This is a genomic window from Parajatrophihabitans canadensis (genome assembly GCF_053764775.1).
This window is the reverse complement of record NZ_CM132445.1, coordinates 1-25,507: the sequence shown is the minus strand read 5'-3', so window position 1 is coordinate 25,507 and position 25,507 is coordinate 1. Positions and strand designations below refer to the sequence as shown.

19 protein-coding genes and 2 tRNA genes are annotated in these 25,507 nt (G+C 62.6%); 9 read left to right on the top strand and 12 right to left on the bottom strand.

Features of this window, described 5'->3' with window-relative positions; all coding sequences use genetic code 11:
* Positions 1–56 precede the first annotated feature (56 nt).
* Together ACSMXN_RS00105 and ACSMXN_RS00100 are read right to left on the bottom strand one after the other, a co-directional pair.
* Positions 57–1,982, bottom strand: coding sequence for a purple acid phosphatase family protein (locus tag ACSMXN_RS00105; RefSeq protein WP_022915155.1), 1,926 nt, complete (start codon positions 1,980–1,982; stop codon positions 57–59).
* Between the two features lie 150 nt (positions 1,983–2,132).
* Positions 2,133–3,386, bottom strand: a complete 1,254-nt coding sequence (locus tag ACSMXN_RS00100; RefSeq protein WP_022915154.1) for a HupE/UreJ family protein — start codon at positions 3,384–3,386, stop codon at positions 2,133–2,135.
* 183 nt (positions 3,387–3,569) lie between these two features.
* On the opposite strand from ACSMXN_RS00100, the gene ACSMXN_RS00095 reads away from it, so the two are divergent.
* From ACSMXN_RS00095 to ACSMXN_RS00060, 8 genes are all read left to right on the top strand, one after another.
* A complete protein-coding gene (locus ACSMXN_RS00095; protein WP_022915153.1) occupies positions 3,570–4,259 on the top strand; it encodes a hypothetical protein in 690 nt (229 codons plus the stop codon).
* 274 nt (positions 4,260–4,533) lie between these two features.
* Positions 4,534–5,622 carry a sn-glycerol-3-phosphate ABC transporter ATP-binding protein UgpC gene (locus ACSMXN_RS00090; protein WP_027139897.1) on the top strand — a complete coding sequence of 363 codons (1,089 nt, stop codon included), beginning with the start codon at positions 4,534–4,536 and terminating at the stop codon, positions 5,620–5,622.
* A 107-nt stretch (positions 5,623–5,729) separates the two neighbouring features.
* Positions 5,730–6,743 carry a LacI family DNA-binding transcriptional regulator gene (locus ACSMXN_RS00085; RefSeq protein WP_022915151.1) on the top strand — a complete coding sequence of 338 codons (1,014 nt, stop codon included), beginning with the start codon at positions 5,730–5,732 and terminating at the stop codon, positions 6,741–6,743.
* 141 nt (positions 6,744–6,884) lie between these two features.
* A complete protein-coding gene (locus ACSMXN_RS00080; RefSeq protein ID WP_022915150.1) occupies positions 6,885–8,249 on the top strand; it encodes an ABC transporter substrate-binding protein in 1,365 nt (454 codons plus the stop codon).
* A 146-nt stretch (positions 8,250–8,395) separates the two neighbouring features.
* Positions 8,396–9,418 carry a carbohydrate ABC transporter permease gene (locus tag ACSMXN_RS00075; protein ID WP_022915149.1) on the top strand — a complete coding sequence of 341 codons (1,023 nt, stop codon included), beginning with the start codon at positions 8,396–8,398 and terminating at the stop codon, positions 9,416–9,418.
* A complete protein-coding gene (locus ACSMXN_RS00070; RefSeq protein ID WP_022915148.1) occupies positions 9,415–10,380 on the top strand; it encodes a carbohydrate ABC transporter permease in 966 nt (321 codons plus the stop codon). The genes ACSMXN_RS00075 and ACSMXN_RS00070 overlap by 4 nt, the downstream gene beginning before the upstream one ends.
* Positions 10,377–11,753, top strand: a complete 1,377-nt coding sequence (locus ACSMXN_RS00065; protein ID WP_022915147.1) for a GH1 family beta-glucosidase — start codon at positions 10,377–10,379, stop codon at positions 11,751–11,753. The genes ACSMXN_RS00070 and ACSMXN_RS00065 overlap by 4 nt, the downstream gene beginning before the upstream one ends.
* A gap of 37 nt (positions 11,754–11,790) precedes the next feature.
* Positions 11,791–12,801, top strand: a complete 1,011-nt coding sequence (locus ACSMXN_RS00060; protein ID WP_027139894.1) for a zinc-dependent alcohol dehydrogenase family protein — start codon at positions 11,791–11,793, stop codon at positions 12,799–12,801.
* A gap of 93 nt (positions 12,802–12,894) precedes the next feature.
* On the opposite strand, the gene ACSMXN_RS00055 is transcribed toward ACSMXN_RS00060, so the two are convergent.
* From ACSMXN_RS00055 to ACSMXN_RS00045, 3 genes are all read right to left on the bottom strand, one after another.
* Positions 12,895–12,967, bottom strand: a tRNA-Ala gene (locus tag ACSMXN_RS00055).
* 43 nt (positions 12,968–13,010) lie between these two features.
* Positions 13,011–13,121: a DLW-39 family protein gene (locus tag ACSMXN_RS00050; RefSeq protein ID WP_022915145.1), complete on the bottom strand. Its 111-nt coding sequence runs from the start codon at positions 13,119–13,121 to the stop codon at positions 13,011–13,013.
* A gap of 64 nt (positions 13,122–13,185) precedes the next feature.
* Positions 13,186–13,259 (bottom strand) — tRNA-Ile (locus tag ACSMXN_RS00045).
* Between the two features lie 212 nt (positions 13,260–13,471).
* Between ACSMXN_RS00045 and ppk2 the strand changes: the two genes are divergently transcribed.
* On the top strand, positions 13,472–14,479 hold the full coding sequence (gene ppk2, locus ACSMXN_RS00040; protein WP_022915144.1) for a polyphosphate kinase 2: 1,008 nt from the start codon (positions 13,472–13,474) through the stop codon (positions 14,477–14,479).
* Between the two features lie 135 nt (positions 14,480–14,614).
* On the opposite strand, the gene ACSMXN_RS00035 is transcribed toward ppk2, so the two are convergent.
* From ACSMXN_RS00035 to dnaA, 7 genes are all read right to left on the bottom strand, one after another.
* Positions 14,615–15,373 (bottom strand): DUF3566 domain-containing protein, encoded by a 759-nt coding sequence (locus ACSMXN_RS00035; RefSeq protein WP_081649319.1) that lies wholly within the window; start codon positions 15,371–15,373, stop codon positions 14,615–14,617.
* Positions 15,374–15,379: 6 nt separating this feature from the next.
* A complete protein-coding gene (gyrA, locus tag ACSMXN_RS00030; protein WP_022915142.1) occupies positions 15,380–17,863 on the bottom strand; it encodes a DNA gyrase subunit A in 2,484 nt (827 codons plus the stop codon).
* Positions 17,864–17,948: 85 nt separating this feature from the next.
* Positions 17,949–19,943 (bottom strand): DNA topoisomerase (ATP-hydrolyzing) subunit B, encoded by a 1,995-nt coding sequence (gene gyrB / locus ACSMXN_RS00025; RefSeq protein ID WP_022915141.1) that lies wholly within the window; start codon positions 19,941–19,943, stop codon positions 17,949–17,951.
* A gap of 298 nt (positions 19,944–20,241) precedes the next feature.
* Positions 20,242–20,754: a DciA family protein gene (locus tag ACSMXN_RS00020; RefSeq protein WP_051149034.1), complete on the bottom strand. Its 513-nt coding sequence runs from the start codon at positions 20,752–20,754 to the stop codon at positions 20,242–20,244.
* Between the two features lie 211 nt (positions 20,755–20,965).
* Entirely contained in the window at positions 20,966–22,150 is a 1,185-nt protein-coding gene (recF, locus tag ACSMXN_RS00015; protein WP_022915139.1) for a DNA replication/repair protein RecF, read from the bottom strand.
* 102 nt (positions 22,151–22,252) lie between these two features.
* Positions 22,253–23,383: a DNA polymerase III subunit beta gene (gene dnaN / locus ACSMXN_RS00010; protein WP_022915138.1), complete on the bottom strand. Its 1,131-nt coding sequence runs from the start codon at positions 23,381–23,383 to the stop codon at positions 22,253–22,255.
* A 399-nt stretch (positions 23,384–23,782) separates the two neighbouring features.
* Complete coding sequence (gene dnaA / locus ACSMXN_RS00005; RefSeq protein WP_155958526.1) at positions 23,783–25,507, bottom strand: chromosomal replication initiator protein DnaA; 1,725 nt, start codon at positions 25,505–25,507, stop codon at positions 23,783–23,785.

Sequence of the window (25,507 nt, the reverse complement as noted above, 5' to 3'; positions counted from 1 at the left end):
CGTCGATCCGCTGTGTGCAGTCGATCAGCTCAGTTCAGTCGATCAGCCCAGTGCAGTCAGGACTTGAGCTTGACTGGCTTGTAGCTGCCGTAGGTCACGGTCGCCTCAACCGAGATGTGCTTGCCCTTCTGGGACCGGCTCACCGTCTGGGTCGAGGTGTGGCCGCCGAACGGAACGCCGTTGGCCTTCCAGACATAGCTGACGGTGGCCGCCTCCGGCACATCGCCGCCGCTTAGCTTGGCCGTCAACGTGTCGTGCCAGTCCGGGCCGGAGATCGACACCCGTGTCGGTGGGTTGTATTCCGACAGGTTGAAGTGGTCGATCACGCCGCCGGGCACCTGCGCCGCAGTCGCAGCCGGCCCGGTCTTGCTCTGGTCACCCAGATCAGCAATGGCCTGCCTCGTGGTGCCGGTTTGGTTATGGACTGCGGAGTTGGTGACGTCGTGCGGCGTGCCAGTGGCCAGGTCGGTCACGGTCAACTTGTGGTCGGTGACCTGGATTTTGACGTAGGACGGTACGTAGAGCTGGCTCTCGACCGAATTCGCCCAGTGGCGAGCCAGGTTTGCAGTGTTCTTCGAGGAGAAGTTCGGATCGGCGCCGTAGCCGTTCGCACCCGTCGGTGCCGTCAGGTCGTAGTACTTCGAGCCCGAGGCTGAGTTGGCCGTTACGTAGATGACGCCGCCGGGGCCTTGGACGACGGACGAGTCGCCGGGCTGCTCGTCCGCGACGGCCTTCTGGCCATTGAGGATCTGGTAGCTGCGCGAGTAGCTGTGGTCGTGACCCTGCAGGACCAGGTTCACGCCCAGGTCGGAGAACGCCGTCGTGAAGTCGACACGGCGTTGGGCGTTGTCCACGTCGTTGGCGTGCGCCGCCGGTGAGTAGATGGAGTGGTGGTAGACCAGCACCTTCCACTTGGCGAACTTGCCGTAGGTGTTGATGACGTTGCTGACGTAGGCGACGTGCGCCGGGTCCGAGTCACCGGAGTAGGCGTTCGAGTTCAGGTCGATGAACAGGACATCTTTGTAGATGTACCAGTAGTCACCGCCTGGGTAGGTGCTGGGGTTTTCGGTGCCGGGTACCGACGATGCAGCACCCGCAGGCGACGGCGATGCGCCATCGGCGGCGTAGAAGTCCTGGTTGTCGTCGATGTTCGGTGGGAAGAAGTGCTGGGAGTAGGCACGGCCGCCGCCACCGGCTTCACCTTCGTGGTTACCGATGGTGGGCGCCCAGGTGTTCTCCTTGAGGGCGACATTCGTACCGGCCGGCGTCAGGTCAGTGGCTGACGTGGCGTTGGTCGGGTCGGCGAAGGCCGTCCACTCGTACTCGTCGTCGGCGTGCTCGACCTGGTCACCGCCGGAGACGAAAAGCTCCGCGTCCCCGTCCTTCTTGGTCGCGTAGCTGAGCGTCTGCGCCCAGCCCGCGCTGTCGTTGTCGGTGTGGCCGGAAGAACCGATCTGCGGGTCACCGAAGAAAAGAAATTTGAAGTCGTCGTTCTTGCTGCCCGTGTAGAAGGTGTACGGGCCCGACCACGCCGTGTCGTCCGAGCCGACCTTGTAGCTGTAGTAGGTGTTCGCCTTCAGGCCGTGCAGGTCGACGTGCGCGTTCGAGTAGCCGCTCTGTGCGCTCGGAGTGACGGTTGCACCGCTGTTGTTGGTCAAGCTGACTGGTGTGTCGGCGACAGTGTTGAGCGCGGTCTTGGCGACGATCGTCTTCGCCTTGCTCGCGTCGAAACTGTCGTGCGAGGACGGCAGCTGCTCGAGCTGAAGCAGCTGCGCCTTTGGGCTCTGGTAGTACCAGGACACCACCTTGTCCGACTGGGTGGCGCCGACGGTGAGAAGAACGTCGATGGGAGCGGCGGTGCCGTCAGGACTGGCTGATGCTGCAGCCGTGACTACACCACCAGCCAACACGGTTGCGGCGATCGCGCCGACCGCGATACCGCGGCGCCCGCGATACCGCGCCGGGATCTTCGAAAACTCCATGGGTTGAACCGTCCTTTTCGAGTTTCGCTAGGAAGCGGGATAGCCCTCGAAGAATGGTTGGCAACTATGAATCCCCGGTGAATTCGTACAGACTCAGCGGAGACGTCGTAACCAATTTTGCTAAGCGAATCCACCGACTGCACTCAGAATCTAGACAGGACCGGGACCGGAGACGACGCGCTGGACGAACCACACCAGGCCGATCAACGACACCGCGGCTGCGATAACGCCCGTAACCCACAGCGCCGCGATCGGCTTGCGGTGGCGCAACACCGTGAGCGCCGGAAAGATCAGCACGATCAAGCCAAGCTGCACCGTCTCGATGCCGACACTGAAGACCAGCAGCGATACCAGCAAGGTCCACGACCACGCGTGGTCGATGCCGAGCGCGCCGGCGAAGCCCAAGCCGTGTACCAGTCCGAAGCCGAACACGATGGCCAGCCGACCCCAGCCAGCCCGGTCCAGTGCGAAATGGCTGGTGCTCGATGTGTCGATGTCACCGGCGTGCGATCGCTTGAACCACAATCGCCACAGGTACCAGGCGGCGACACCGGCGATCGATAGTGCGATCAATGGCTCCGAGACGTTCGGCGAGACATGTACGACACCGAAGGCCGCCAGGATCAGCGTCACGCCGTGCGCGACCGTGAAGGTCGTTGCCCCCAGCACGACCTCGCGCACTCTCCGCGACCCGATGATCAGGGCGGTCAGGAACAACAGATGGTCCGGTCCGGTCAGGATGTGAAACAACCCGAGATGGTAGAAGCTCCAGGATCGCTGCCACCACGATTCCTTGGTCGAAAAGGACGGGTGCGACGAGTCGAGTGCCACGCTGCCCGACCTACCGTCAAGGTTGAAGGCCACGATGGTCTTTGCCCCTTTGATGAACTGCTCGGAGTCGGGGAAGAGTGCGCTCCGGATCACGTGGCCCTGGTGCAGCACGTCGGCGTCGGCGTTGTCCGGGCAGGTGTAGTCCAGGGTCGTGGTGAGATATGGCACTCCCTGGTTTTCGTTGAGGGCGACCTTGTAGCCGGGGACGAGCGAGGGCGAGCAGGCAATGCCCGCAGCGCTGATTCCGAAACGCTGCGTGATGTAGCGGAACAGTGAATCCGGGTGGTCCTGAAGGGCTTTCACCATGCCTGGATAGTCGCCGTCGTCCCAAGCCGGCTGGCCCTCGCGAAAGAGCGCGTCATCCTTCTCGTACGTGGCAACGGAGGCGACCGTCAGGTCGTATTCCATACCGAGCTTGACTCGCACCTGGTTTGGCTCGGGCGAGGTCGCGTCGACGTAGACGACGGTCGTGAAGCCGTGAGCACCGGCAGGGTTGGCGAAGGCGAACAGCATGGCAAGCGTGGCGAGCACCAGCGCGACGTAAGTCGCTGCTCGGCGAAGAGTGCGGCGCATCGGTCTCCTTGCTGGTCGGCCGCCGCAGTGTGTCCCGACTCGGTGAACGCCTAGTGGATCAGCCATGAACGGTCGCCAAACCGATCCCGGAATGACCCCGGGCCGAGTCGAGGCAGTGGGCGAATGCGGTAGGAAGGAGCCGCTCGGCCAACCGCAAACCATCACCGAGACAGGGAGATTCGCATGCGCCGACCGCCTCGCGCAGCCGCGCTCGTCTCGGCTGCCCTCGCCGTCCTCTTCCTGGTGGCGGGGTGTCACTCCGAAAAGGATGTGTCCGCGGAACCAGCGCCGTCGGACTGGCGCTCCGGCAAAGTCGGTCAGGGTTTCTGGGATCCCAAAACCCCGCCGAAGCCGGAGGGAACCATCGCACCGTCACCCGGCTCGTGGGACGACGTTGGCCCGAAGCCCAGCTACCAGGTCACGCTCCTGGTGGATGGAGTCCCCGCGCCCAGCGCCCCGCAGACCGCGGTGCTCGCAAAGGCGGTGGAGGACTGGGCGGCGTCGGTGCAGGCAAAGCTCACGGTCATCACCCCCACGACGGCCGACAGTTACACGAAGGACATCCAGCAAGCCATCGCCGGCAAACCGAACGTTGTGATCAGCGTTGGTGACGGGCTGGTCGACCCGCTGGCGTTCTTGACGGCAACCAACCTCGAGACCGAGTTTCTGGTGATCGGAGCCGAGATCGCCGAACCCACCCAGAACGTCACCGCTGCTGACTGGGTGGGTGCGTCATTTCGGGGTGAAGGGCTCGGCCTACCCGAGACCTACAACCCGAAGTCATTCACGCCGGACCGCGCTGCCCGGGCCGTCCGAGCCGGTGTCGCCGCCGTCCTGTCCAATCTGACCGGCATCGTCGTGAACGTCAGCTAGCGCCAGGCCGCGGCGCGCGAAATCCTCCGCGAGCGACCTGCGCATGGCTGCAGTTCTGTGAGCAATTGAAGCGAACGACTTGACGTGCCTTCGACCACCGCGTCCAATGAGCGAGTTCGACCGCTATGCCGGTCGACTGCTGCTGTCTTGAAACCCGGTGGGACAGAACCACAGCGGTCGATCGGAATTCCGTGAGGTGATCGTCGACGCACAGCCAGCGTCGTCCGGTTACCCGTACCCGGAGCGGCCCAATGACACCGGAAGGGAGATTCCCATGGCTGCAGTTGAGTATGTCCATGCCACCCGCATTTATCCAGGCAACCCGATACCTGCGGTGAACGACCTCGAGTTGAGCGTCGAAGACGGCGAATTCATGGTCCTGGTCGGACCATCCGGCTCCGGAAAATCCACGGCGCTGCGAATGCTCGCCGGGCTGGAAGACATTACCTCCGGCGAGATCAGGATCAACGGAGACGACGTTTCGCGCCGGCCTCCGAAAGACCGCGACATTGCGATGGTCTTTCAGAACTATGCGCTGTACCCGCACATGAGCGTGGCCGAGAACATGGGCTTCGCGCTCAAATTGGCCGGCGTATCGAAGGAGGAGCGCCGCGCGAAGGTGGGCGAGGCAGCGAAACTGCTTGATCTGGAAGGTTTTCTCGACCGCAAACCCAAGGCCCTCTCGGGCGGTCAACGGCAACGGGTTGCGATGGGTCGAGCGATCGTGCGGCAACCAAGCGTCTTCCTGATGGACGAGCCGTTGTCAAACCTCGACGCCAAGCTACGGGTCGAAACCCGGGCCAACATTGCGGCGTTGCAAGCCCGCCTCAAAACGACAACGCTGTACGTGACGCACGACCAAGTCGAAGCGATGACGATGGGGCACCGAGTCGCTGTCCTCAAGGACGGCCTATTGCAACAGGTCGACACTCCCCGCAATCTCTACGATGCGCCCCAAAATCTCTTCGTTGCCGGCTTCATCGGTTCGCCGGCGATGAACCTGCGGCCCGTCGATCTCGTGGAAGGCGGCGCCCAGCTCGGAAACCTGCTGATCCCACTCGAGCGGTCCAAGCTGGCTGCGGCTCAGGCCGCCGGGCTTTCCAGCGTGGTACTTGGCATCCGACCAGAAGCGGTCGACATCGCCACCGAGCCGACGGGTCTGACGATGGTGGTCGAGCTGGTTGAAGAGTTGGGTGCCGATGCGTTCGTGTATGGCTCGATCGCCGGCGACGAATCAACGAACCGCATGGTGGCCCGCCCGCTGGGGCGGGTTGCACCGCGGATCGGGGAGATGATCGACCTGACGATTAAGCCTGGGCAAAATCACGTTTTCAATCCTGTGACCGGTGATCGCCTTGTGTGAAGATGTAGGCCAGCTCGACGCTTAGCGTTCGTTCCGTCCGTGCCGGGCGCGTGTAAGGCGTCCGCCGGGCGGTCGAACGCCGTCGGGCCTAATGAAAGCGAGCCACGGTGGCGCTGACGATTCGGGATGTCGCGCTGGCTGCGGGGGTTTCTACCGCCACGGTTTCGCGTGCGCTTCGGGGCCTGTCGAACGTCGACGCCGGAACCCGGGACCGAATCGTCGCCATTGCTCGTGAGATGAACTTCTCCGTCTCCCCGGCGGCATCGCGGTTGGCCACCGGGCGGACGGGGACGATCGGCATCGTCACTCAGTTTGTCGGCAGCTGGTATTTCAGCGAGGTATTCGCCGGCATCGAGGAAGCGCTGAAGCCGCATGACGTCGATCTCTTGCTGCACACCACCGATCCCACCGATCCCTCGAGTGGGTCGGCCACGCAGACGCGCATGCGGCGACGTATTGACGGCGCGCTGGTCATCGGACTGGCCGCCGACAGTGCGGAGGTGCAGGCTCTGTCGACGTTGGACCTCCCTCTCGTGCTGCTCGGGACCAGCGGGGCAGATCAATCGAGCGTGTCCATCGATGATCGCGACGGAGCCCGAATGGCCGTCAATCATCTTGTCGACCTCGGGCACGAACGCATCGGCTTGATCAGTGGGCGCGAGCTGCCGACCCAGATCCTGCCGGAGAACTACCGGCTCGCCGGCTACCTCGACGTGCTCACCGCCAAGGACCTTTCGACGGCTCATTCGTTACGTGAGATCGGTCTGTTCACGACCCCTGGCGGCGAGCACGCGATGGAGCGTCTGCTGAAGGGGCGCCGACCACCGACCGCCGTCTTCTGCATGTCGGACGAGATGGCTTTCGGAGCGCTTCGCGCGATCACCCGCGCGGGCCTCCAAGCGGGCGGCGATGTCGATGCCGGCGAAATCGCCGTGATCGGCTTCGACAATCACGACCTGTCAGACCTCTTCGGGCTGTCCACTGTGGGGCAGCCAGTGCGAGAAATCGGCCGCTCGGCAGCTGATCTGCTGATGCGCTACGTCACCGCAACTGCTGAGGCGGAGCCCGAAGTACGGGTCATCCCCACCACGTTGTACGCGCGTTCGACGACCGCTCGGTGATGTGAAGGCGCCGCGCTGCGGCGTCCGCCAGTAACGGACCCGTAACGGTTTGTTCATAGCGACCACAAATTCGATGACCTCTGTCACACTCCATGCAACCGCTTGCATTGTCCGGTTGGGATGAGGATTGGAAGGAAGTCGATGAAACGAACAGGCGTAGCAGTAGTCATCGGGACGGCCGTTGCGGTGGTGGCCGTCGTCGGGTGCTCCAGCGGCGGAAGCAACAGCAGTTCAAAGCAGTCCTCGGCGGCGCCGGGGCTTACCGGTAACTGCGCGAAGTATCAGCAGTACGCCGGCCACAGCGGCAAGACCGTCACCATGTTCGGGTCGATCTTGAGTCCGGAGTCCGACTCCCTGAACAAGTCGTGGGCGGAATTCGAAGGCTGCACCGGCATCAAGATCCAGTACACCGGGTCCAACACTTTCGAATCTGACCTGCCCGTAAAGGTCAATGGCGGCAACGCACCGAACCTCGCGATCATCCCGCAGCCCGGCTTGCTCGCACAGATGGTGCAGACCGGCGCGGTAAAGAAGCCACCGGCCGGAACAGTCACGAACGAGGACAACTGGAACGACGCCTGGAAGTCCTACGGCACGGTCGACGGCACCTTCTACGCCGCTCCGATGAGCGCCAACATGAAGTCCTTGGTGTGGTACTCCCCCAAGTACTTCGCTGCGAATGGCTATACGGTTCCGAAGACGTGGGCCGATCTGATGACGTTGTCGGCGAAGATCGCGGGCAAGATGACCGGCTCAGCCAAGCCTTGGTGCGGTGGCATCAGCTCGGGAACGGCAAGCGGTTGGCCCGCAACGGACTGGCTGGAAGAGGCCGTCCTGGGCACCTACGGTGGCCAGGTCTACGACGACTGGATCTCGCACAAGGTGACCTTCAGCTCGCCGCAGATTCAGGCAGCGATGAAGACCGTCGCTGACTACCTGCAGAACCCGGCCTGGTCCAACGGTGGTCACGGAGACGTCAAGACCATCGCGACGACTACCTTCCAAAACGCTGGTCTGCCGATCCTGAAGAACCAGTGCGCCTTGCTGCAGCAGGCTTCGTTCTACGAGGCGCAGTGGCCCAAGGGCACTGCGGTCGGTCCAACCGGTGACGCCTTCGCGTTCTACCTGCCACCGGTCGACCCATCGATCGCGACTCCGGTCGAAGGTGGCGGCGAGTTCGTGACCGCATTCTCCGATGACCCGGCGACGCAGGCCGTACAGACGTACGTCTCGAGCCCGGAGTGGGCCAACAGCCGCATCGCGGTAGCACCAGGCTGGGTTTCGGCGAACGAGAAGGTCAACCAAGCGTTGTACACCGACTCGGTCGACAAGCTCTCGGCGCAGTACTTGGCCGACCCGAAGGCAACATTCCGCTTCGACGCTTCGGACGCCATGCCCGCAGCCGTTGGTTCGGGTGCCGAATGGAAGGCGATGGTCGACTGGTTCGGCAGCGGCAAGTCAATCGCTGACGTGACCAAGGAGATTGACGCGGCCTGGCCGCACTAATCCGAGTTGAATCACCAGCTCGATGGGTCGGGGTTCGCGGCACGTTCGCGAACCCCGACTCTGCTGATACGACTCAAGTACCGGCGAAATCCACAGCAGTGCACCATACGTGATACCGGCCATTCATTACGTCAGGAGATGGGGACATGGCGACTGACTCACATCTGATTCTCGCGAGTACGTTGTCGGATTCGGCATCGAGGCTGTTCAGCGTCATCGAGGCGGTAGGCGGCTTTCTGGCCATTTTGTTGATCATCTTCTTTGTGGCCGGGCGCGTTACCGGCCGTTTCGAGCGGCCGCTCGCGATTGTGATCTGCCTCGGGCCAGCTTTGGTGTTGGTGCTGATTGGCCTTGTCATACCGGCCATAACCACGTTCAACACCAGCCTGAGGAATCAACAGTTCCTCGGGCAGAAGAAGACGAAGTATGTCGGCCTTCGCAACTACCGGTTCGATTTCACCGATCACGCGACAATCGCAACGCTCTTCCGGACGCTGTTGTGGTTGATCATCGTGCCCGCCGCAGCCGTCTTCGTCGGCCTGCTGGTCGCCCTGCTCGTCGATCGCATGAAGTTCTCCGCGGTCGCCAAGACGTTGATCTTCCTGCCGACGGCGATCTCCTTTGTCGGTGCGGCAGTTATCTGGTCCTACGTCTACAACTACAACGACCCGTCGCAGCCGCAGACCGGTTTGCTGAGTCAGGTGGTGATGAAACTCGGCTGGCACAACCCACCGAACTGGCTGATCTCCAGCCCGCTGAACGTCTACCTGGAAATGGTCATCATGGTCTGGATCCAGGCCGGCTTCGCAATGGTCGTACTCGGCGCCGCCCTGCGGGCCATCCCCGATGAGATTCTCGAGGCCGCGCGCATGGACGGCGCTTCCGGGGTGAAGTTGTTCCGGACGATCCAGATTCCGATGATTCGCAACACCCTCGTCGTGGTGATCACCACCGTGATGATCACGACCCTGAAGGTGTTCGACATCGTCGCCACTCTCAACAACGGCGCGTTCAACACCGACGTGCTCGCGCGACAGATGTACGGCGATCTGTTCGTTACCAGCCAGGTGAGCCGAGGCAGCTCGTTGGCCGTGTTGCTCTTCCTCTTCGTCCTTCCGTTGGTTGTTTACAACGTCACGCAACTGCGTAAGGAGCGTTCGACGCGATGACAAGTTCCACGCCGCCGGTCGTTACGGCGCCCCCACCTGAGCCGATCGCACCGGCGCCGATGTCAGGCGAAGAGTCGGTGAAGGCTGTCCGCAAAGCATTCACCAGCCCGATCGCGACGGTCGTCGTCATCGCCATCTCGTTGCTGTGGACGATCCCGACGCTCGGCCTTTTGATCAACTCGTTCCGGTCGAAGGATGATGCAGCGACTACCGGCTGGTGGGAGTTCTTCGCTCATCCCAGTTTCGGACTCAGCGGGTATCACGACGTCTTGTTCAACAACGGCGGCACAATACTGCCGTTGGTGAATTCGCTGGCAATCACGATCCCGGCGACGATCATCCCGATCTTTATCGCGTCGATGGCTGCCTACGTGCTCGCATGGGTTCGCTTCAAAGGCAGTGACCTGATCTTCTTCACCATCTTTGCCCTGCAGGTCGTTCCGCTACAAATGGCGCTGGTCCCGCTGCAGCGGTTCTTCGTTTCTGGTGCACATATAGGCACAATCACCATCGTCCCAGCGCTCGGGCTGAACGGGACCCTGGCTGAGATCTGGATTACGCACACGATGTTTTCGTTGCCGTTGGCGATCTTCCTCTTGCACAACTTCATCGCTCAGCTGCCCGAGTCACTCATCGAGGCCGCGCGCGTTGATGGCGCGAGCCACCTGCGCATCTTCCGGTCGATCGTGCTTCCGCTTTCGATGCCGGCAATCGCCTCGTTCGCGATCTTCCAATTCCTCTGGGTGTGGAACGACCTTCTGGTGGCTAAGACCTTCGGTGGCACGGACCCAGCCGGGCAACCGATCACGGCCAGGCTGCAGAATCTCGTGGGTAACTTCGGCGCCCACCAGGAGCTGCTGGCTCCGGGCGGTTTCATCTCGATCGTCATTCCGTTGATCGTGTTCCTGAGCTTGCAGCGTTACTTCGTCCGCGGTCTCCTCGCTGGCAGCGTGAAGGGGTGACACACAAGTTTCCGGACGGGTTCAGGTGGGGTGCGGCAACCGCGGCGTATCAGATCGAGGGTGCGGTCGACGTCGACGGACGCACACCGTCGATCTGGGATACGTTCAGCCATACTCCGGGTGCAGTGCTTGGTGGGGACACGGGCGACATCGCGTGTGACCACTACAACCGGTACCGCGATGACGTGGCGGTGATGGGCGAGCTCGGGCTGGCCGATTATCGTTTCTCGGTCTCGTGGACGCGGGTGTTGCCGACTGACACCAGTCAGGTCAACCAGGCTGGGTTGGACTTCTACTCCCGCTTGGTCGACGAGCTGCTGGACCACGACATTCGTCCCTTGGTAACGCTCTATCACTGGGACCTTCCGCAATATCTGCAGGACCGCGGCGGCTGGACCAATCGCGATACCGCCGCTCGGTTTGCCGAATACGCGTCGATAGTTGCTGAACGCCTGGGCGATCGGGTCCCGTCGTTCACCACTCTCAACGAGCCGTATTGCTCGGCGTATCTCGGTCATGCCAGCGGTGAGCACGCGCCCGGGATCAGGAATGATGCGGCCGCCTTCACCGCGGCTCATCACCTCCTGCTGGCCCACGGCTTGGGTGTGCAGGCGTTGCGCAGCATCCTGCGCGATGACCAGGAACTGTCGATAACGCTCAATCCTTCGGTGGTGCGGCCGAACTCGGAGGCTGATGGGGACCGCGCCGCAGCGACCTTGGCGGACCTGGTCGCGAACCGGGTCTTCTTCGATCCACTGTTCAACGGAGAGATGTCGACGGACTTGATCGCGGCGACAGCAGCAACCACGGATTGGGGATTCGTCCGCGACGGGGACCTAGAGCTGATCAGCAACCCCATCGACTTCCTGGGCGTGAACTACTACACGCCGGCGGTCGTCGGCGGGACACCGATACCGGGTGGAAGCCCGTTCCCGGCTGCACCGGGGGTCTACGTACATCCCAACGACGGGCCCCAGACTGCGATGGGCTGGCTGGTCGAGCCAGAAGGCCTTACCGACCTGCTGTTGGGGCTGTCGCGTGAGTGCCCTGACCTGCCCTTGATGATCACCGAGAACGGCTCGGCCTACCCCGACGTCGTCGATGCAAACGGCGAGGTTGTCGACACCGACCGGGCGAGCTACCTGAGCGCACACGTGGGTGCCGTCGCCGAGGCAATCGCCGCCGGTGCGGACGTGCGTGGCTACCTGGCCTGGTCCTTGCTCGACAACTTCGAATGGGCTTGGGGATATTCGCAACGTTTCGGGATCGTCTACGTCGACTTCGCAACGCAAACGCGGCGGGTGAAGAGTTCTGGCAAGTTGTACGCCAAGATCATCGCGGCCAACGGCCTACCGGTTGGCGAGTCGGAATAGATCAAGCGCCGATCGCACGCAGGCGGCCCGGCGATGGATGATGGAGCTTATGCGGGCCTGGGTGGTAGACCACTGCGCACCGATCGACGATGAGCCGCTGCGTCGCGTCGAGCGGGAGATGCCGGCGCCCGGCCCAGGCCAGCTCCGTGTTCGGATCAGCTGCTGCGGGGTCTGCCGCACAGATCTGCACCTAGCTGAAGGAGACCTCGCGCCGAAACGTCCGGCAGTGACACCGGGCCACGAGGTCGTCGGGCAGGTTGATGCCCTCGGCCCTGGCGCCAGCCGCTTTGCCGTCGGAGACAGGGTCGGCGTGGCCTGGCTCGGCAGCACCGACGGTACGTGCCGGTTTTGCCGGCGCGGTGACGAGAACCTGTGCCAAGGTTCCAAGTTCACCGGCTGGGACTATGAGGGCGGCTACGCCGATGCGTGCGTCGCCGACGAGCGTTTCGTCTATGCGTTGCCAAGCAATATCACCGATGAGCACGCCGCCCCGTTACTTTGTGCCGGCATCATCGGCTATCGCGCGCTGCTATCGGCCAACATGCCAACCGGCGGTCGCCTGGGCATCTACGGTTTCGGCGGCAGCGCACATCTGACTGCACAAATAGCGCTTCATCTGGGCATGCGCGTCCATGTCCTGACTCGCGGTGAACACAACCAGCAGCTGGCCCGCGAACTCGGCGTCGACTCTGTCGGTGAGGCGGCCGATGCGCCTCCCGAACCACTCGACGGCGCCATTCTCTTCGCCCCGGCGGGCGAGCTCGTCCCCGTCGCGTTGCGCGCGCTGGACTCCGGGGCGACACTCGCCGTCGCCGGCATCTGGCTGTCCGACATTCCCGCCCTGAACTACGACGCGGAGCTCTTTCGCGAACGGCGGCTGCGCTCGGTCACCGCCAACACGCGCCATGACGGCGAAGAGTTCCTGCGCCTCGCGGAACGATTCAACATCCGCGCGACGACCGTGCCGTATGACATGGCGGATGCCCCTCGAGCGCTGTCCGACTTGTCGCATGGCCGGTTCGGTGGCGCGGCCGTCCTCCACAACTAATCCACAAGCCGCGGGTTCCCCGGATACCGAGGAAGAAAGTCGATAGGCCTCTCAAAACAACGGAGGCCCCAGATTATGGGACCTCCGAATGCGTGGAGACGAAGAGAATCGAACTCTCAACCCCTGCCTTGCAAAGGCAGTGCTCTGCCAATTGAGCTACGTCCCCGTCGGCCCGATCGCAGGATCGGGCTTCAGGACAAAACTACCGCTCAGGACGGGCGGGTGGCGTTGTGCCACACGTCCGAGCTTTGCCGGTCTTTCTTGCGCTTCACCACGACGACTGCACCGACTGCAGCAGCAAGTGCGAGTAGCTTCTTCATGGCGACTCCCTGTTCGGACCGGTGCCAGTTCCGATGGTTCGGAACTGCTGAACGTGACGAACTGTGGGCCTAGGAGGACTTGAACCTCCGGCCTCATCCTTATCAGGGATGCGCTCTAACCATCTGAGCTATAGGCCCGTTTGCACACCCAGAAACACGCCGGACACGCGAGGAGTGAGCTTACCGGCAATCCACGCCCGCCCCCAAACTGGCCCCAGCTCCGCGCCAGGTTTACCGTCGACTGCGCGCAATCACAAACCCGGTGAAGCGCCGGCGTCGAGCAGATGAAGACCGCGTCAAAAACGGCTCATTTTGGCAACCTGCGCTTCGTCCAGCGCTTAGATGTAACTATGGCAGCTCATCCCGAGGATTCACCCGCGCCGCTGACTGACCAGGTCACGAAGGACGCCCATGCCGGGAGGGCCCACGCCCCCGACCGACGCCCCCTTTCGAGCAAGCTCGCGGAGTTGACCGAAGCGGACCGGCTCGACTTCACCGACGATTACGACGACCCCACGCTGCTCGACGCCGACGGCGTCCCGGTCGAGACGTGGCGCGAAGGATTCCCGTACGCCGAGCGGATGTCCCGCAAGGAATACGAGGCAAGCAAGCGCACCCTGCAGATCGAGCTGCTCAAACTACAGAGCTGGGTCAAGAACACCGGCCAGAAGGTCGTCCTGATCTTCGAAGGACGGGATGCGGCGGGCAAGGGCGGCACGATCAAGCGTTTTACCGAGCACCTCAACCCTCGCGGCGCGCGCGTGGTGGCGCTCGAGAAGCCGACCGATCGCGAAGAGTCTCAGTGGTACTTCCAACGTTACGTCGGCCATCTGCCTGCCGGCGGGGAGATAGTCCTCTTCGACCGGTCTTGGTACAACCGGGCCGGGGTCGAACGGGTGATGGGGTTCTGCACCCCCGCCGAATACATGGAGTTCATGCGCCAGGCTCCGGAATTCGAGCGGATGCTGGTGCGTAGCGGCGTCCATCTGATCAAGTTCTGGTTCTCGGTATCTCAAGCCGAACAGCGCACCCGGTTCATGATCCGCCAGATCGATCCGGTGCGGCAGTGGAAGCTTTCACCGATGGACCTGGCCTCTCTGGACAAGTGGGACGCCTACACCGAGGCAAAAGAGGCGATGTTCTTCTACACCGATACCGCGGATGCACCCTGGACCGTGCTGAAGAGCAACGACAAGAAACGTGCCCGGGTGGCAGCGCTCAAGCACGTGCTGACCACCCTGGACTACGACGGCAAGGACGTCGCCCAGATCGGCGTGCCGGATCCGTTGATCGTCGGTGCGGCAGCCAACATCTTCGAGCGGGGCGAGCAGCCAGACCGGCTCTTCCCCCGACTCTGACCGTCTGAAGCCCACGAACCCCAAAAACCCCGAATCGTGTAACGCTCGGCATCCATCGGGTGCCGAGCGTTACACGATTCGGAAGGGACGGGTTGGTCGGAAGGGAGGGGTTGGCCGAAGGCCGAAGGGCTGGCGTTACTCGCGTTCGCTGAGGGTGACCTCGACGCCACCGACCAAGTCAGCGCAGAGGTTGTAGATCATCGAACCGATCGTGGACATGGCGATGAAGAGCACGATGTAGACGGCGCCGATGATGATCGCTCCGCCAAACACAATCGACCCTGTCACCACATCCTTGGGATTGTCGGTACCCGAGATCCGGTTGACCGCGTCATTCACCTGCTTGAGCACGCCGGCGACGTCGAGGATTCCGTACAACACCCCGATCATGATCAACCAGGTGAAGAACAGCGCGATGGATAGCACGCACGAGAACTTGAAGATCGAGTAGACGTTGACGTGGCTAAGCGTCAACCGAGCCTTACGCGGCTGCCTGCTGGTGGAGCGTGGTACCCGGGTCGAACGTCCGCTCCGACCGGTCGTCGCCTTCTTCGCAGCGGCCCCGTTCGCTGTGCCTGCTGCCGCAGCGCCGACCGCGGCACCGGAAGCGGGCGCTGAACTGCCCCCGCGGACCGCCTCTTTGGCAGAGGCCGCCGCACTGGTCGCAGCGGCGACAGCACTGGCACCGGCCGCTGTCAGTTTGGAACCGAAACTCATGGGCCCAGTACTGGAGGGTGGCGCCTCGAAACCGTTCTCGCTTCGCTGCTGGCCATTCGATGCGGGCGGTGGCGCCCAGGACGGCTGATCCTCCGGTATGCGCGGCAGGGCCGTCGTGTCCATGTCAGGGTGGACACTGCCCACAGCGTTCCGGCTCGGCGGATAACTATCCGTCATCGGCTGCTACTCCTGATCGTCGGTTGCGTCGGGCTCATCGGCGTTACGGGCGATGGAGATCAAAGACACGCCCTCGGGCAGATTCATCAGGCGCACGCCCATGGTCTGACGCTGTGCGCGCCGGACCTCGGCCACCGAAGTTCTGATGACCACGCCATCGGATGTGATCGCGTAGATCTCATCCTCTGGCCGGACCGTCATGGCGCCGACCAACCCACCTCGGGTGGAAACAATACGCGCCGTGAGCACGCCCTTCCCGCCTCGACCTTGAACCGGGTACTCCTCGACCTTCGTTCGCTTCGCGAATCCACCGTCGGTGGCTATCAGAATCTCCATGTCGTCCTGGACGACTTCCATAGCCAATAGCTCGTCAATTCCAGAGAACCTCATACCGATCACACCGGAAGTTGCCCGACCCATCGGGCGCAACGTCTCATCATCGGCCTTGAACCGGATCGACTGCGCCCGCTTGCTGACCAGCAGCAGATCGTCCGAGTCAGAAACAAGAGCCGCGTCGATCAGCTCGTCGTCGGGACGGAGGTTGATCGCAACGATGCCGCCCGAACGGTTGGAATCGAAGTCAGTGAGCTTGGTCTTCTTGACCAGACCGGACTTGGTGGCGAGCACCAGATACGGCGCGACCTCATAGTTCTTGATGGTGAGAACTTCGGCGATCTGTTCGTCGGGTTGGAACGCGAGCAGGTTGGCTACGTGCTGGCCACGAGCGTTGCGGTTCGCCTCGGGCAAGTCGTAGGTTTTCGTCCGATATACCCGGCCCTTGTTGGTGAAGAACAAGATCCAGTCATGGGTGGACGCGACGAAGAAGTGCGCGACGATGTCATCGGTCTTCAGACCAGCGCCCTGCACGCCCTTGCCGCCGCGCTTCTGCGCCCGGTAGAGGTCGGTCTTGGTCCGCTTGGCGTACCCAGTCCGGGTGATCGTGACCACGACGTCCTCGGCCGCGATCAGATCCTCCATCGACATGTCGCCGTCGAACGGGATGATCTTGGTACGACGCTCGTCGCCGTATTTCGCGACGATCTCGTTCAACTCGTCGCGGATGATTTCGCGTTGGCGTCCCGGCTTGGCCAGAATGTCGTTGAAATCGGCGATCTTGGCCTCGAGCTCGGCGTACTCGTCCTGCAGACGCTGGCGTTCCAGCGCGGCGAGGCGACGCAATTGCAGGTCAAGGATGGCGACGGCCTGGATGTCATCGATCTCCAGCAGTTCCATCAGGCCCGTGCGTGCCGCGTCGGCCGAAGCCGAGTTGCGGATCAGCTGGATCACGGCGTCGAGCTGATCGATCGCCTTGAGCAGTGCCCGCAAGATATGCGCACGTTCCTCAGCCTTGCGCAGCCGGTACTGGGTACGCCGGACAATGACGTCGACCTGGTGGGTGATGTAGTAGCTGACAACCTGGTCGAGCCGCAACGTGCGTGGTACCCCGTCGACGATGGCCAGCATCGTCACGCCGAACGTCGTCTGCAACTGGGTGTGCTTGTAGAGGTTGTTCAGCACGACCTTGGCCACGGCGTCACGCTTGAGGGTGACCACGATGCGCATGCCGATACGGTCCGAGGACTCATCGTTGATGGCGGCGATACCCGCGACCTTCTGGTCGCGAGCCAGGTTGGCGATGTTCTCGATCAGGTTGTCCGGGTTGACCTGGTAAGGCAGCTCGGTGACAACGAGGATCGTCCGCCCTCTGGCGTCCTCTTCGACGGTCACCACAGCGCGCATGCGGACGGAACCGCGACCGGTTCGTTGGGCGTCCTCAATACCCTGCCGGCCAACGATCAAACCCTTGGTCGGAAAGTCGGGTCCGGGAATCCGGGCCATCAGCTCAGCCAGCAGTTCTTCGTTGGTGGCGTCCGGGTGATCGAGCGCCCAGGTCACACCGGCGGCAACCTCGCGGAGGTTGTGCGGAGGCAGGTTGGTGGCCATGCCGACGGCGATTCCGCCGCCGCCATTGACGAGCAGGTTCGGAATCCGGGACGGCAGGACGGTCGGCTCCTGCGAGCGACCGTCGTAGTTTGCCTTGAAATCGACGGTCTCTTCTTCGATGTCGCGCAACATCTCCATGGCCAGTGGAGACAGCCGCGCCTCGGTGTAGCGCATGGCGGCAGCCATGTCGTTACCCGGCGAACCGAAGTTGCCCTGGCCATCGATCAGCGGTGCACGCATCGACCACGGCTGAGCAAGTCGAACGAGGGTGTCGTAGATAGCGGTGTCACCGTGCGGGTGGTAGTTACCCATCACGTCACCCACAACGCGCGAGCACTTCACGTAGCCGCGGTCGGGGCGGTATCCCCCGTCGTACATTGCATAAAGCACCCGGCGATGAACCGGCTTGAGGCCATCGCGAACGTCGGGCAGAGCCCGCGACACGATGACGCTCATCGAATAGTCGAGGAAGCTGCGCTGCATCTCCAGCTGGATGTCTACCGGTTCGATCCGGTCATGCTGGGGTGGCGGCGGAGTCTCGGTCATAGCGGCCTTTCAGTGTGTGTGATGATCTTCGGCAGGTCGGTATACCCCTGAGCCGTCACAGCGACGCAGCGGTATACCGATCTACTCAGATGTCTAGGAAGCGAACGTCTTTGGCGTTACGGACTATGAAAGATCGGCGTGCCTCTACGTCCTCGCCCATCAGCACGCTGAAGAGTTCGTCTGCGGTGGCAGCGTCGTCCAGGGTGACCCGCAGCAACACACGAGTGGACGGATCCATCGTGGTTTCCCACAGTTCCTTGGCATTCATCTCGCCGAGACCCTTGTACCGCTGGATCGCGTCGCCGGCTGAGAGTCGACGACCGGCAGCCTGACCGGCCTCGATGAACGCATCCCGCTCTCGGTCGGAGAACACGAAGTCGGGATCGCCCTTCGACCATTTGACCTTGTACAGCGGGGGCTGTGACAAGAAGACATGGCCGTGTTCGATCAAAGGCCGCATGAATCGGAACAGCAAGGTCAGCAACAAGGTTGTGATGTGCTGGCCGTCCACGTCGGCGTCGGCCATCAGGATGATCTTGTGATACCGCAGCTTCGTGACGTCGAAGTCATCGTGAATACCAGTGCCCAACGCGGTAATCAGCGATTGGACCTCGGTGTTCTTCAGCACGCGATCGATACGGGCCTTTTCGACGTTGATGATCTTGCCGCGCAACGGCAGGATTGCCTGATACAGCGAATCGCGACCGGACTTGGCCGAACCACCCGCGGAGTTGCCCTCCACGATGTACAGCTCGCTCTTCTCTGGGTCCGTCGAGCGACAGTCCGCCAACTTGCCCGGCAAGCCCATCGTGTCGAGCGCGCTCTTGCGCGCCAGCTTGCGAGCTTGCTGTGCGGCTTTGCGAGCGCGCGCAGCAGAGGTTGCCTTGTTGACCACCAGGCGGCCCTCGGCCGGGTTGCGATCGAACCAATCGGTCAACCACTCGTTGCACATCTTCTGCACGTACGACTTGGCCTCTGAGTTGCCGAGCTTGGTCTTGGTCTGGCCCTCGAACTGTGGCTCGGCAAGTTTGATGGAGATGATCGCCGCCAGCCCCTCGCGGATATCATCGCCGGTGAGCTTGTCGTCCTTTTCCTTGAGGATCTTCTGAGCCAGCGCGAATTTGTTCACCACGGTGGTCAGCGCGGCCCGAAAACCCTCTTCGTGCGTACCGCCCTCGTGAGTGTTGATGGTGTTCGCGAAGGTATAGACCGATTCGGAGTACGACTCGTTCCACTGCATCGCCACTTCGAGCGACATCCGCAGCTCTTTGTCTTCGGGATCGAAGTAGATCACCGACTTGTGGATCGGCGACTTGGTGGCGTTGAGGTGCTTGACGAAGTCGGCGATGCCGTCCGCGTAGTGGTAGACGACTTCCTTTACCTTCGGCGGGGTCTCGGAAACGCCGATCGCTTCGGCCCGGTCATCGGTCTCGATGACCACGCCCGGGCGCTCATCGCGCAGCACAATCGTCAGGCCCTTGTTCAGGAAGGCCATTTCTTGCAAGCGACGGCTGATCGTTTCGTACGAGTACGTAAGCGTTTCGAAGATCGAACCATCAGCCCAGAAGGTGACGGTCGTCCCGGTCTCGTCGGTCTTCTCACGTTTGGTCAGGGGCTCGGCAGGCCGCTGGTCGACGTAGGGCTGAGTCCAGCGGTAGCCGTCGCGCTTGATGTCGACCTCTAGCCGGGTGGACAGGGCGTTGACCACCGAGATACCGACACCGTGCAAACCACCTGAAACCGCGTACGAGTCGCTGTCGAACTTTCCGCCGGCGTGCAACACGGTGAGGATGACCTCGACCGCAGGCTTCTTCTGCTGGGTGTTCATACCGACGGGCATCCCGCGGCCGTTGTCCGCCACCCGCACGGCACCGTCCGGAAGCAGGGTCACCTCGATGCGGTCACAAAAACCAGCGAGGGCTTCGTCAACGGAGTTGTCCACGACCTCCCACACCAGATGGTGCAGGCCTCGCTCGCTGGTTGAACCGATGTACATACCAGGACGCTTGCGCACAGCTTCGAGGCCCTCGAGGACCTGGATCGAATCTGCTCCGTACGTTGATGCAGCCTTGGCCGCCACTCGGTACTCCTTCGTTCGATGATGCATGCTCTGCACTCGCATACCGGTGCCAACCGGGGTGGAAAAGCCCTCAGCGTGGCACTCAGCGGCCTTTCCCGCGAGTGAACGTCTTCAGTCTACTAGGCCTATGCCACAAAAACCGCCTGCAACGCGGCTGAACGGCTCACAGAGCGATTTTCCGGGATCGGTTGTCTCCGGATACGAGAGGGGGCTTGACGAAAGACGTTTGGGACTACTCAGGCCGTCGGCGCGATCATTTTGAGAACCCCTCGATCCCCCATTGGCGAGCGCATCTTGATCAGCCGTAGGTATCGCGTGGGCCTCTACCTCGCGAGGACCACGGACCGTGCTTCCAACTTGGCCCCGACGGGCCGCTGATGACGATCCGCTTCACCAGCCCGCGGGGCAGGTCGGCGGTGATCTTGGCCAAGATCTGCGGGGCCATCAGACGCAGTTGAGTAGCCCAGGCGGTGGATTCAGCCGATACCTTGAGCTGCCCGTCAACCAGACTCACCGGATGGCAGCGAGCGGCGATCTCTGGTCCCACTACCGATGCCCACTGACCCATGAGCCGAGCTTCTGCCAGGGGGCCGACCCAGCCGAGTTCCGGCATCGCCTTGCCGACTATCGCCCCGATCGGACTCGGATCCCGCTCGTCTGGACGCGCCCCGCTGTAGCTTGGCCCGTCGACATTGCGCCGTTGTCGCAGCAGCCGACGGCGGCGGGCCATTCGACCGGCCCGGCTCGTGTCATTCGGACCGCCAATACCGGACGAGATCGCTCGGGCGGACTCAAGCGCCCCGGCCGCCATATCCGAGCCGCTAGGCGCTGGCCCGTCAGGGCCATCGTTGTCAGGTTCAGCATCAGAAATCTCATTACTAAAACCCGGATTGCGACCGGAATATTTCGCAGAGATGTCTGGTGCGTCACTACGCCGTCCACAGATTCCTGTGGATAACTCGCCTTCTCCTGGGGATGACGCGTCCGAATCATCCGAATGTTCGGATTTAGCAGGGTGGAAGTCACCGGACACGGCGAACCTCGCCATCAGCGACGTCATACATTGCTCCGGACCCTCCCGTGAGTCGTTCCGGGACGTCATCGACTACCGCCGAAGAGATCAAGACCTGCTCGGCCTTCTCCGCAATCACAGCGAGTTGCTCGCGCCGGGCGGCATCGAGCTCGGCAAACACATCATCGAGAATCAGCACGGGCTCAGCCCCGTCGGAACTCAGAAGGTCGAAGCATGCGAGTCGTAAAGAGAGGGCAGCCGACCAGCTCTCTCCATGACTGGCGTACCCGCGCAGCGGCAATCCGTTCAACGTCAGATCCAGATCATCGCGGTGGGGTCCGACAAGATTGACCCCCCGCTCGACTTCGGACGGACGCATCCTCGCAAGTTCGGCCAGCAACGCCGCGCTGAGGACCGAAACCTCGGGGATACTGCCCTCATCTCGGGGCAGGGCGGTGTCGACCGAACTGACATAACGCAATCCCAGCGGCGAGCCTGATTCGCCGACAGCGCCCGCTTCGCGACCCATCGACGGAGCGATCCGCCCGTAGGCCTCCTCGGCGTACGGGCGTAACGCGTCGACCAGTTCCATCCTGGCGGCGAGAAGTTGAGCACCATGGTCTGCCAAATGCCCGTCCCAGACATCCAGAGTTCGAAGATCGCCGCTGGCACCCGCGCGTCTTGCCGCCCCGGCGGTCTTGAGCAGAGCCGCACGCTGTTTGAGCACCCGCTCGTAGTCGGCACGCACGGCGGCCAGCCGGGGAGTCCGTTGCACGAGGACGTCATCGAGAAACCGCCGGCGCTCGGACGGATCACCCCGAACGATCGCGAGATCCTCTGGAGCGAAAAGCACGGTTCGCAGGCCGCCGAGAATATCGCGCGCTCGCGGCACCGGTGACCGATTCAGCTTTGCTTTATTGGCTTTTCCCGCAGTAATCGCTATCTCGAGAACGAGTTGCCGACCGCTCTCGATCACTGCCGCCTGGACCACGGCCTGCTCCGCGCCGGCACGAATCAGTGGAGCATCCGAGGCGACGCGATGGCTGCTCAAGGTCGCCAGATACCCGATCGCCTCGAGCAAGTTCGTCTTGCCCTGACCGTTGGAGCCGACCAAGATGCTCGTCCCTGGTTCGAAGGCGACATCAGCTCGCTGCCAGCTGCGAAAGTCGGCAACACTCAGGTGTTGGACGTACACCGCTCTGACCCTACGGCGCATTCAGGCGACACGTGCGCTCGCCAGCTGTGGCCTCATACATCGCGCCAAACATAGGTGCAGTCTCAGCACGCTTGAGTCGGATCAACCGGGCAACCGCACCGGCATGATCAGGTACGTGTAATTGGAGCCTTCACCCTCGGGTACACCGGCCGGCCTGATTACCGCAGGTTTGGTCGGCGTCGTGAACATCAAGCGTGCAATGGGCTGTTCGATCGCACCCAGGCCCTCGAGCAGGAAAGCCGGGTTGAACGCGGTCGTGATCGCCTCGCCCTCGTAGTCGACCTCGAGGTTCTCCTCGGCTTTACCTTCATCGTCGCCACCGGCAGAGAGCGTGAGACCGCCATCGGCGAAGTCCAGACGAACCGGATTGCCTCGGTCAGCCACCAGGGCGACGCGCTTGACGGCTTCGGTCAAGGTAGCGACAGAAACCTCGGCCGTGACCGAGAACTCAGCCGGCAGCAAGGTCCGATACGGCGGGAATTGCGCGTCGAGCAGTCGCGTAGTCGTACGCCGACCGGTGCCCGCGAAACCGATGATGCCTTCGCCGGCCCCGGAGGCCGACAGGGCGATCGTCAGCTCCGCCTCACCGGTCAGGCTCCTTGCTGCGTCCGAAAGGGTGCGCGCAGGGACGAGCACCTGAGCATCAGCCGATGCCGAGTTCGCCGGTGTCCAGTTCAGTTCACGGACCGCCAGCCGATACCGATCGGTCGCGGCCAAGGTCACCCGGTCTCCGTCGATCTCCATCCGGACACCTGTCAACATCGGCAAGGTGTCGTCCTTGCCGGCTGCCACCGCGACCTGGGCTACGGCTCGTGCGAAGACCGAGCTCGACACCGTGCCCGCGGTGGTCGGCATGTCGGGAAGCCGGGGGTAGTCCTCGTCCGGCATGGTCGGCAGCGTGAATTTTGCACTACCGCAGGTGATGCTCACCCGCGAGCCATCCGCACTGAATTCGACCGGGTGCGCGGGCAGTGCCTTCGAAATGTCGGCCAGCAAACGGCCGGAGACGAGCGCTCGCCCACTCGAGCCTGCGGTGACCTCGAGGCTCGCATGAGTCGAGACCTCGTAGTCGAAGCCTGAGATTGACAACTGATCGTCGACCACATCGAGCAGCAGGCCAGCGAGGACAGGAGCGGCCGGGCGGGCTGGCAAGCTGCGGGCTGACCAGGCCACTGCATCGGCGAGGGCGTCGCGCTCGATCCGGAACTTCATCAATCCTCCTGATAAGCCGCTGTTAAGCGTGCTGAACTCGGTGCTTCTTGGAGCTGCCGTCACGGCGGTCGTTGTTCGGGGGTGAAGCAACATCTTGCTGCAAGCGGCTGACAAGGGTCACATCCGGGTCGCCTGTCCACAATCCCCAGCCACATAGTTCGAGTAGTTGGAATTCATCAATAACTAACTGTCATCGTCGTCATAAGGCCTGTGGAAGCTGTGGGTAACCCCATGTACCCCAGCGGATTCGGGCCCTCGCGTTGTGGGTAAAACGTTGATGACCGGTGGGCGGCCGGAACCGGCCGGTGGACAGTAGATGACAAGAAAGCGTCGTCCACATCGACAGCGGTACTTGTCCACACGCCTGCCCACAATGTGGGGACATCCGAATGACCAGCTTCAGGAGCGGGCACGGGTTCGGATTCTGCTGGTGAGTTCGGTGATCTGGTTGTAGACGTTGCGTCGCTCGGTCATCAACGACCGGATCTTGCGCTCGGCATGCATCACCGTCGTGTGGTCTCGTCCACCGAAGGTCTGGCCGATCTTCGGCAGCGAGAGTTCGGTCAGCTCGCGGCACAGGTACATCGCGATCTGACGCGCGGTGACCAGCACGCGGGTACGAGAGGATCCAGTGAGGTCGTCTATCGACACACCGAAGTACTCCGCCGTCACGGCCATGATGATCGAGGCGGTGATTTCGGGGCGGTCCGATTCGGAGATCAGGTCCTTGAGGACGATCTCGGCGAGCTTGAGGTCGATCTCCTGTTTGTTGAGTGAAGCGAACGCGACGACGCGGATCAGTGCGCCCTCGAGCTCGCGGATATTGCTTTGGATCTTCGACGCGATGAACTCCATGACCCCGGGCTGCAGCGTCATGCCGTCCTTGGCGGCCTTCTTGCGCAGGATGGCGATGCGGAGCTCGAGGTCTGGTGCCTGCACATCGGTGATCAAGCCCGACTTGAACCGGGTGACGAGGCGGTTCTGCAGACCCGAGAGCTGTTCAGGCTTGCGGTCGCACGAAATCACGATCTGCTTGTTCGCCAACTGGAGCGTGTTGAACGTGTGGAAGAAGGCCTCCTGCGTCTGTTCGGCGCGCTCGAGGAATTGGATGTCGTCGATCAGCAGCAGATCGACGTCGCGGTAACGCCTCTGGAAAGACTGCACGTCGTTGATGCGGACCGAGTTGATGAAGTCATTGGTGAACTCCTCACTCGACACGTACCGAACCCGCATCGTCGGCTCTAGTCGCCGACCGTAGGTGCCGATCGCATGGAGCAGGTGCGTTTTACCGAGACCGGAGTCGCCGTAGATGAAAAGCGGGTTGTAGGCCTTCGCCGGTGCTTCGGCCACCGCGACGGCAGCGGCATGTGCGAACCGATTGGACGATCCGGGGACGAAGGTTTCGAAGGTGTACTTCGGGTTCAGCCTGGCTTCGTGATCGATGTGCATGCTCGCCGGCGATCCCGGTGGGCTGCCATTGCCGAAGAGGGAGTAGGCCGCCGGCGCCTCTTCGGTGTAGTCGGGGGCGAACCGGTCGTAGGCGTCGATCTCGAAATCGTCACCATCGGTCACGTTGTCGAAGGTGCTCGACAAGCCGTTGATCAGGCCGCTTCGGATGCCGTTGCCGTTGCCATCCGTCCCGCCGTTGGTCCCGCCGTACGGGGGTGACGTCGGGCTCGCGGGTAGGCCGAGGCCGTCAGGACGATCACCGCGAACCGCGTTCTCATCGGCACCGGATGAGCGGTCGAGTTCGGGCTCCATCGGTTGAACGGTCACCGCGACGTTGATGTCGCGGCCCAGAGCCTCGGTCAGTGCAGCGGTGATGAGGGGCCGGAGATTGTTCTCGAGGTAGTCCTTGGCGTAAGGATTGGGAGCGGCAAGCAGCGCAGTGTCGTGAAGCAATCCGATCGGGCGGGTCAGGCTGAGCCATGCGCGCTGGTGCGGTCGAACCGATGGATCATCAATCTGGGTGATCGCGTTGTTCCACACCTCGGCGAGATCTGATAGATCGTCCGCCACTAGTTCCCAACTCCCTCGCTCGTCGTTCCACTTCTCGGCCTGGCGAGGAGGCCGGACTGGCCCGGCTAGCGACCGGAAGGCCTCTGCGAAACAGACAGATGCCAT